We start from the raw sequence: 8,715 nt of genomic DNA on the forward strand, positions 1-8,715 counted from the left end.
CCCCTGCGGGAGGGGGGTAGGGGGAGGGGGTTCGAGCCGATAGAACCGGCTTGAGATTGACGGATGGTCGAAAGCCGCTCGACAGAAGTCCCGCGCCCTTCGATCGACAACCCCCTCCCCCTAGCCCCCTCCCGCGAGGGGAGGGGGGACTTGGTTGGTTGCACGGCGAGGGAACGGACGCCCGCCTCATTCGAAGACGACACGCGGGAAGTAGAACGACACCACCCAGTTCGGCTGGTCGACGATCTCGCTGATGCGGAGGTCGCCGCAGACCGAGCACAGCATGTAGGCGTCGACCGCGGCCATGCCGCGGGTGCGGCACAGCAGCTCGACCATCTCGGCGACGGCGATGCGCGCGCCCTCCATCAGGTCGGGGCCGATCCCGGTCGTCACCTCGTAGCCCTTGGCGTCGAGGTGGCGCGTCACCGGCCCGGGCGTGGTGAAGCGCGGCATCTTCAGGTTGGCGCCCTTCACCAGGTCGAGCTTCAGCGTCACCTTCATCGGGCTTTCGATGGCGGTGCCGCAGACCTCGCCGTCGCCCTGGGCGGCATGGGTGTCGCCGATCGAGAACAGGGCGCCCGCCACCTCGACCGGCAGCCACAGCGTCGCCCCGGCCGCCAGGTCGCGGATGTCGAGATTGCCGCCGACCCGCCGCGGCGGCACCACCGAATGCAGCCCCGGCTCGGCCGGCGCCACCCCGATGGTCCCGGCGAAGGGCTTCAGCGGCACCTTCGCCAGAGTCGAGAACAGCGCCGGCGCCAGCGTGTCGGCCTCATAGCGCCAGACATACAGCGCCGGGTCCTTGAACTGGTCTGCCAGCAGCCCGAAGCCGGGAATGTTGGCGGTCCAGCCGAAGCCCGCGGGCGCATAGTGGTCGAGCGTGATCTTCAGCGCGTCGCCGGGCTCGGCCCCGTCGACCAGGATCGGCCCGGTGACCGGGTTGACCTTGCCGAAATCGAGCGTCGCGACATCGGCGACCGTGCTGGAGGCGCTGAGCTGGCCGCCCGCGGCGTCCAGGCAGTCGAACTCCAGCGTCGTCCCCGGCGCGACCGTGGCCACCGGCGGGAAGTCGCGGTTCCAGCCGAAATGGTGGTGCGCGCCGTGGATGGTGTGATTGTGATTACTGGGCATCTTTGGCGTACACGTTGTCGTAGTTGATCGGGATGTGAACCGGATCGACGAACAGGGCGTCGGCACCGCCCATCCGCTCGGACCGGATGGTGTAACGCTGCTCGTTGAACACCGGGGCCCAGGGCGCGTCCTTCATGACGTCGAGGAAGATGTCGCGCCACTTGGCCTCGCGCTCGGCGGCCTTGGCCGGGTCGGCGATCGCATCAGCCTCGGCCGCGCGCTTGTCGAGATCCGCGTTGCAGTACCAGGACCAGTTCCAGCCGCCGGGCACCGCGCCGCCGCAGCCCAGGATCGGGCCGTAGAAGTTGGACGGGTCCGGGAAGTCGGCGATCCAGGCCATGCCGCCGGACCAGATCATGGTCGACTGCTTCTCGTCGCCGCCGGCGGCGATGACGTTGGCCTGGGCCAGGGCCTTGATCTCGGCCTTGATGCCGATCTGGGCCAGGTCCTGCTGGATCGCCTGGGCGATGCGGGGCTGCGGGTCGGTGTTGGCGACGTAAAGATCGGTGGTGAAGCCGTCGGCCTGGCCGGCATCGGCCATCAGCTTCTTGGCGCCGGCCACGTCATAGGCATAGCCCTTGTAGTCGGCGGCATAGCCCGGCATCGACGGCGGCAGCGGCTGGTTCGCCGGCTTGGCGCGGCCGTTGATGATGCGGATGATGCGGTCCTTGTTGATCGCCATGTTGACCGCCTGGCGCACCCGCACGTCGTCGAAGGGCTTGGCCTTAACGTTCATGGTGATGTAGCCGGTGTGCAACTGGCTGCCCTGGATGATCAGGTCCTTGTAGGCCGGGTCCTGCGTCACCTCGAGGAACTTGGCCGGCGGGATGCCGTCGCCGGCGATGTCGACCTCGCCGCGCTGCAGCCGCAGCAGCGCCACCACCGGCTCCTGCCCGACCTCGAACACGATCTTGTCGAGATGCGGCAGGCCCTTCTGGAAATAGTCCGGGTTGCGCTCGAACACGATGCGCTGGCCCAGCGTCCACTCGGTCATCTTGAAGGCGCCGGTGCCGACCGGGTGCTTGCCGAAGTCAGCACCGTACTTCTCAACTTCTTCCTTGGGCACGACGTGCGAGAAGTTGATCGCCATCTTGTGCAGGAAGGGCGCGTCCGGCCGGATCAGGCGGAAGACCACCGTGTACTCGTCCGGCGTGGTGATGCCGCTCAACTCCTTGGTCTTGCCGCCGGATACGTCGGCGAAGCCCTCAATCGAATCGAAGAAGCCCGCGCCGGGGCTCTGCGTCTCCGGCTGCACCACACGGTCCAGCGAGTATTTGACGTCGGCGGCCTTCAGCTCGCGGCCATTGTGGAACTTGATCCCGTGCCGCAGCTTGAAGGTATAGGTCAGGCCGTCGGCCGAGACCTCGAAGCTCTCGGCCAGGTTCGGCACCAGATCAGTGGTGCCGGGCTTGTAATCCATCAGCCCGTCGAACAGGCTCTTAATCATCGACCAGTTCTGCCAGTCGTAACCGATGGCGGGGTCGAGCGTGGTGACGTCGTCCTTGAAGGTCTCCGTCATGGTGCCGCCCTGCTTGATGTCCTGCGCCATCGCCGTCGTGGCGAGGACCAGGGTCAGGGCGGCAGCGCCGGCAAGCAACATCGACTTCAGCATGAAACCTCCTCTTGGTTCGGTGCGGTTGTCCGTCACCGCAGCTTGATCCTCGGGTCGATGAACGGGGCGACCAGGTCGGCCAGCAGGTTGCCCAGCACGATGGCGACGGCGGAGACCAGCGTCACCCCCATGATGATCGGGATGTCGACGCGCTGGATCGCCTGCCAGGTCAGTTGGCCGATGCCGGGCCAGCCGAACACGGATTCGACGACGACGATGCCGCTCATGAACAGGCCGATGTCGATGCCGATCATGGCGATGATCGGCAAGAGCGCGTTGGGCAGCGCATGCGCCAGCACCACGCGCCAGGCGCTCAGGCCCTTGGCTAGGGCGGTGCGCATGTAGTCCTGGCGCAGCACGTCCAGCATCGCCGACCGCATCATCCGCGAATACCACCCCGCCCCGAGCAGCCCGAGTGTCAGCGAGGGCAACACCAGGTGCGCGAAGCTGCCGTAGCCGCCGAGCGGGAACCAGGCCAGCTGCCAGGCGAAGACGTAGAGCAGCAGCATGCCGACCACGAATTGCGGCGCCGAGACGCCGACGAAGGAGGTCAGCATCAGCGCATGGTCGGCGGTGGTGTTCCGCCGCAGCGCCGCGACCACGCCCATGGTCAGGCCCAGCACCAGCTCGCACAGGATGGCGCCGGCCATCAGCAGCAGGCTGGCCGGCAGGCGGCTCATGATCAACGTCGCCACCTCGGTCTTCTGCAGGTAAGAGCGGCCGAGGTCGCCCTGCAGCAGGGCGCCGAGATAGCGCAGATACTGTTCGTGGAACGGCAGGTCGAGGCCCAGCTGGGCGCGGATGTTCGCCACCACCTCCGGCGTCGCGCTGCGCCCGGCGATCTGCCGCGCCGGGTCGGCCGGCAGCAGGTACAGCAGCACGAAGGTGACCAAGCTGACCCCGATCAGGATCAGCACGGCCTGGGCCAGGCGGCGGAGCAGATAGGCGCCCATCAGTGCCGGCCCTTCTGCGTCGGGTCGAGGATGTCGCGCAGCGCGTCGCCGACCAGGTTGAAGGCCAGGGCCAAGAGGATGATGGCCGCGCCGGGGATGAATACCAGCCAGGGCGCGGTCGAGAAGTAGGTCTGGTTCTCGAAGATGATGTTGCCCCAGCTCGGCGTCGGCGGCTGCACCCCGATGCCGAGGAAGGACAGGGTGGCCTCCAGCAGCACCGTGGTGGCGATGCCGAGCGTGCCCCAGACGATGGTGGTGGACAGCAGGTGCGGCAGCACGTGGCGCAGCAGGATGCGGCTGCGGGAGGCGCCGAGGCCCCATTCCGCCTCGATGAAGTCGCGCTCCGCGATCGACCGGGTCTCGGTGTAGATGATGCGGGCGATCTGCACCCAGTTCACCATGGCGATCACCAGCGCCACGATCCACAGCGACGGCTTGAAGATCGCGGCCAGCACGATCGCCAGCAGCAGCGCCGGGAAGGCCATCATCAGGTCGGTGAAGCGCATCATCACGGCGCCCAACCAACCGCCGGCGAAGCCGGCGACGACGCCGAAGAAGGTGCCGATCAGCACCGCCGCGCCATTGGCGACCACGCCGATGATCAGCGAGGTCTGGGCGCCATAGACCAGGCGCGAGAACATGTCCCGGCCCAGGAGGTCGGTGCCCATCCAGAAGCGGCCGTCCGGGGGCAGGGGCGCACCCTCCAGCGTCAGCCCGTCGAACAACTGCTCGTCGGGCGAGAAGGGCACGATCCAGGGTGCGAGGAGGGCGGCGGCCACCACCACCAGGATGACCAGCAGGCCGAACAAGGCGAGCCTGCGGCGCAGCAGTTGATTCAGGATCGCCACGGTTCAGCCTCCGCGCCGGCCGGCGGCCGGGTCTGTCGGGCCGGTCGCGAGGTCGAGGCAATGCTCCTCGATGCTGCGCTGGCGCTGCATCGCGGCGCTGCGGATCTCGCGGAAGGCGTCCGCCTCGTTCAGCCCGCGCTGCGCCATCAGCGTCAGGATGGCGCGCACCACCACGGGCCGCAGGCGCAGCCTTGTCTCCAGATCGGCGATCCGGGCCTCGCGGTCGCGGCGCTGGGCGAAGCCGTGCTCGGCGATCACCAGCGCGCTGAACACGCCGCCGGAGGCGACCGGCTTCAGCAGATGGGCGGTGGCGCCCTGGGCCAGCACCCAGTCCAGCCGGCCCGGCGCCTCCGACCCGATCAGGGCGACCAGCGGCATCGGCGGCGCGCCGGCCGGCCAGGGGAACTGGCCGTCATGGGCGGTGTCGGCGTCGAACAGCACGAAATCGGCGGCCAGGTCGGCCGCGGCCAACGCCGGCCAGGCCGGCCGCGCCGCGATGCCCAGCCGCTCGAGCTGGCGCAGCACCGCATCGGCGGCAGCGTGCGGCCGGTGCAGCACCACGGCGCTGCGGCCGCGGAAGTTGGGGGTGGGAACGCGGCGCATGCTCACTTCACCCGCTTCAGCCGCGGGGCCGCGCCGGGCCCGAGCACCCGCCGGGCCAGGGCCGCGGCGTCGAACTCGACCAGATAGGGGTCCGGCGCCACCGGCGCGGCGGCGCGGTCGAGGATCTCGAAACCGCCAGCGGCCCCGATCCGGCCCAGGCAGGGGGTCAGCGCCGCATGGTTGGTGCGCGGGTCGATCCCGAGCGGGCCCAGCGGCGTGGCGAAGCGGCGGGCATGCAGCACCGGCCGCAGCGCCTCCGGCGCATCGGTGCCGGCCTCGCGGATCGCCTCGGCCAGCATCCGCACCGCCGCATAGCCGCCGGCGAGGAAGGCCGAGCTGCGCCGCGCGGCGCCGAAGCGCTGCCGCACCCGGTCGTGGAAAGCCCGGTTCTCGGCGGTGTCGACACTCTCGAAATAGATCGCGCTGCTGAGATGGCCGATGCCGGCGGGGCCGATCAGCCCCAGCTCGCATTCGGTCAGGTTGCAGCTGACGATCGGGCAGCGGTCGGGCCCGAAGGCCGGGTCGCTGTCGGCCAGGTCGCGGTAGGCCCGGAAGAAGGCGTAGCTCGACGGGCCGATCAGGTTGTTCAGGATGAAGTCCGGCCGCTTCTCCCGCACCTCCTGGACCAGCCTTCCGACATCCTCGCTGCCGATCGGCAGATAGCGCTCGGCCAGGACCTCGCCGCCGCAGGCGCCGATCAGTTCCCGCGCCACGCGGTTGACCTCCCAGCCCCAGATGTAGTTCGAGCCCACCAGCACGGCGCGGGTGCCCCAGCGCGGCAGCACATGCTGGAACAGCGGCACGATGTGCTGGTTCGGGGCGGCGCCGGTGTAGATCACAGCCTCGCTGCTCTCGAAGCCCTCATACGGGCAGATGTACCACAGCAGCGCGTCGTGCTTCTCGATCGTCGGCAGCACCTCCTTGCGCGACAGCGAGGTGATGGTGCCGACGATCTGGCGGCAGCCGCCCTCGCGGATCGCCGCCTCGCACAGCGTGTGGTAGCGGTCGATCACGCCTTCGGGGTTGGCGGCGACGGGGGCGAGGGTGAAGCCGAAGGCGTCGTCGGCATTGACCTCGTCCAGCGCCATCACGGCGCCGTCCAGCGCCTCGCGCCCGATCGCGCCATAGGGCCCGGTGGTCGAATAGAGCAGACCGATCGCGTAGCTCGCCCGCACGTGCCGCCGTCCCCTGAACGCAGAAAGCCCCATCGCCTGCCGTCGCCGGCCTGCGGATGGGGCTTCATTGCCGCTCCTGCCCGTCGGGCAAGAAGACTATCGAGTTGTTGGGCTCAGGATAAGGCCCGGCGGATTTCTGTCAATCGCGCTGCAACATTGCATCCAGGGCGGTCGCCCGCAGCGCGTCCGGGCTCACGGTCTCTTGCCGGTTGCGTTCCGGTTCCCGGAACCGCCGTCGGCCGCCTCACGCTCACGCCGCCGCTGCTCCACACGCGCTTTCAGGGCGGGCGGCATGATCAGCGGGATGCCGCTGTGCTGCCTGGCATAGGTCCCGGTCCGACGGCCTATGTGCGAGTTTCAAGCAAGGCCTGTCCTGCGGCCGCTTTGGGCGCGATCAGTCTGGTCAGGCCGTCCGCGAAGGGCGGAGAGCGGAAGGTCCGCGCTTGGTCGCAGCATGGCCGCTTCACACGTGACAGCGGACCTTTCGGCAGCGGCTGCTGCAGGCACCAAAGGTCACCGATGCAACGCGTGGGAACTGATGATGGGGTCAAGCAGGCTTGTCGTCAAAATCCTGGGGGCCGGGTCTGCCATGGATATCCCTGGGCTCCCAGCTTGTGGCCAAGCTCAAACAGCGCCCGCATGTAAGTCTGGTCGAAGGGCGCCTCGAGCTTCACGTCGAAGCTGGACGGGATATAGGCGAGATGGAAGCCGACCCCGTCCCGCTGACTGACCGCATAGATCCGATAGAGATCGCCGACACCCTGCGTCTGGATCAGCGACGAGATGGCTCGGCCGGCGATGCTCAGCGTCCTGCGTTTGACGTCGGCCCAATCGGCATCGAGGCGAGCGTTGCGGATGACGTAGACGTCGCGCCGGCGCACAATGCCAGCCTTCTTGGCGACTTCAGCGACCTTCAACGATGGCGGGTAGATGAAGACCTGGGCGCTGGCGCCGCCGTCGACATGCATCTCTTGATAGGGCTGCCCGTTCGCCATGACATCGATCATGACTGGCGGGAAGGCCCCAGGTATGGCGGCGGAGGCGACCAGGATGCTGCGGACCAACTCCAGCGCCCCAGGGTCACCACTCGCCGCAATCTTGCCGATGTTCCAGATCACGCCGCGCTGCGCGTCAAGATCCGTGGTTCCGATCAGCAGAAGGCGGCCCTTTTCGTGTTCGCGGGCGATTGCGGCGAGCAGGTCGGGGGTCACATATCTGGCGATCGTGCGGCGCAATGGAGCAGTATCGGCCATGGCATCGTCGCTGATCGCAGCGAGGAAACCGCGCGGTTCGAGCACTTCGGCCGCGGTGATCGTGGTGTAAATCCCGGCCAGCCTATCGTCATAGGTCGGGCCGAGAAAGGCGAAGGGGGCGGTCAGCGCTCCGGTGCTGACACCGGTCACGACCTTGAATTCCGGGCGCGTTCCGGTCTTCGTCCAGCCGACCAGGAGGCCAGCACCGAATGCGCCATTCTCGCCGCCGCCCGATACGGCAAGATAACTCGCCGGCGGCAGCGGACCCTTGTGGCCGGCGGCCGCGAGAGCAGCGCGTTCGCGTTCGACGGAGTCTCGCGCGTCGGCCTCGAGCGTTCCGAGATGATCGGGTGGATAGTAGCGGATCCCCTGCATCGAGCCGACTGTCGCGTTGAGCTCGTAGCGTTCCGGCACGGCAGCCAACCGGGTCGGAGGGGAGCAGCCGGACGCAAGAAGAGCGACGGCCAGGACGACGAGCCGAGAGAGATCGCGTTGCGAAGGACGGATTGTGCGGCACCGAGACCAGACGCGCGCGATGCTGGCGGATGGGATCAAGTTCAGCCTCCATTCGGCATGTTGGGCGAACGCTCTCTCTTCAAGCGCGTCCATGCCAACCCTGCCGCCGCCCTGTTGCAGCTTGAGCACCCATTGATCCGCGTCCGCCGGCACGTCCGTCTTCCACATCCTGATGCGCAAGGCGTATCGGCCCCTGCAACGGCGTGTGACGCTCGGACAATTTTCACCGATCCCGCCCTCGGGTCGGTCCAGTCTGCAACCGTAAGATATTCATATATTATTTGCGGCCATTGGCTGGGCTTCGCTATCAGGCGGTAGAATCCGCCAGTACGACAAGCGCGTCGCGACAGCGGCGAAGACGAGGAGTCATCGCATTGGCCTCTCCATCGATGGGTTTTGTCGACCGGCTCCTGTCGGAATGTAGGCGATGTCGGCGACGGGCTTTTTGACACAGCGCAAATTCGACCGAGATTGCGCTCGGACGGTTGCTAGACCAGGTCGAGAGATGGCCGCCAAACCAGCATGGATGAAGGTCCGCTCCGGAGGGCGAAGGCGCCGTTCGATCCCACCTCCTTCGACTTCCGCTCTGGGGCGCATGCGGCCAAGTCCGGTTTGCGGAGCCCG

Annotated in this window: 7 protein-coding genes; all 7 read right to left on the minus strand. The window is 67.9% G+C overall.

Features of this window, described 5'->3' with window-relative positions; genetic code table 11:
• Positions 1-186: 186 nt before the first annotated feature.
• Positions 187-1,131 (minus strand): acetamidase/formamidase family protein, encoded by a 945-nt coding sequence (locus FFK22_RS39800; RefSeq protein WP_138893416.1) that lies wholly within the window; start codon positions 1,129-1,131, stop codon positions 187-189.
• Positions 1,121-2,743, minus strand: a complete 1,623-nt coding sequence (locus tag FFK22_RS39805; RefSeq protein ID WP_306770251.1) for an ABC transporter substrate-binding protein — start codon at positions 2,741-2,743, stop codon at positions 1,121-1,123. Before FFK22_RS39805 ends, FFK22_RS39800 begins: the two co-directional genes overlap by 11 nt.
• 32 nt (positions 2,744-2,775) lie before the next feature.
• On the minus strand, positions 2,776-3,696 hold the full coding sequence (locus FFK22_RS39810; protein ID WP_138893415.1) for an ABC transporter permease: 921 nt from the start codon (positions 3,694-3,696) through the stop codon (positions 2,776-2,778).
• Positions 3,696-4,544 carry an ABC transporter permease gene (locus tag FFK22_RS39815; RefSeq protein ID WP_186002923.1) on the minus strand — a complete coding sequence of 283 codons (849 nt, stop codon included), beginning with the start codon at positions 4,542-4,544 and terminating at the stop codon, positions 3,696-3,698. The genes FFK22_RS39810 and FFK22_RS39815 overlap by 1 nt, the downstream gene beginning before the upstream one ends.
• Before the next feature lie 3 nt (positions 4,545-4,547).
• Positions 4,548-5,147: an ANTAR domain-containing response regulator gene (locus tag FFK22_RS39820; protein WP_138893414.1), complete on the minus strand. Its 600-nt coding sequence runs from the start codon at positions 5,145-5,147 to the stop codon at positions 4,548-4,550.
• 2 nt (positions 5,148-5,149) lie between these two features.
• Positions 5,150-6,322, minus strand: a complete 1,173-nt coding sequence (locus FFK22_RS39825; RefSeq protein WP_221939229.1) for a transporter substrate-binding domain-containing protein — start codon at positions 6,320-6,322, stop codon at positions 5,150-5,152.
• A gap of 563 nt (positions 6,323-6,885) precedes the next feature.
• Complete coding sequence (locus tag FFK22_RS39830; RefSeq protein WP_221939230.1) at positions 6,886-8,244, minus strand: patatin-like phospholipase family protein; 1,359 nt, start codon at positions 8,242-8,244, stop codon at positions 6,886-6,888.
• Positions 8,245-8,715 lie beyond the last annotated feature (471 nt).

It is taken from the genome of Mycobacterium sp. KBS0706 (assembly GCF_005938675.2).
Classification (GTDB): domain Bacteria; phylum Pseudomonadota; class Alphaproteobacteria; order DSM-16000; family Inquilinaceae; genus Inquilinus.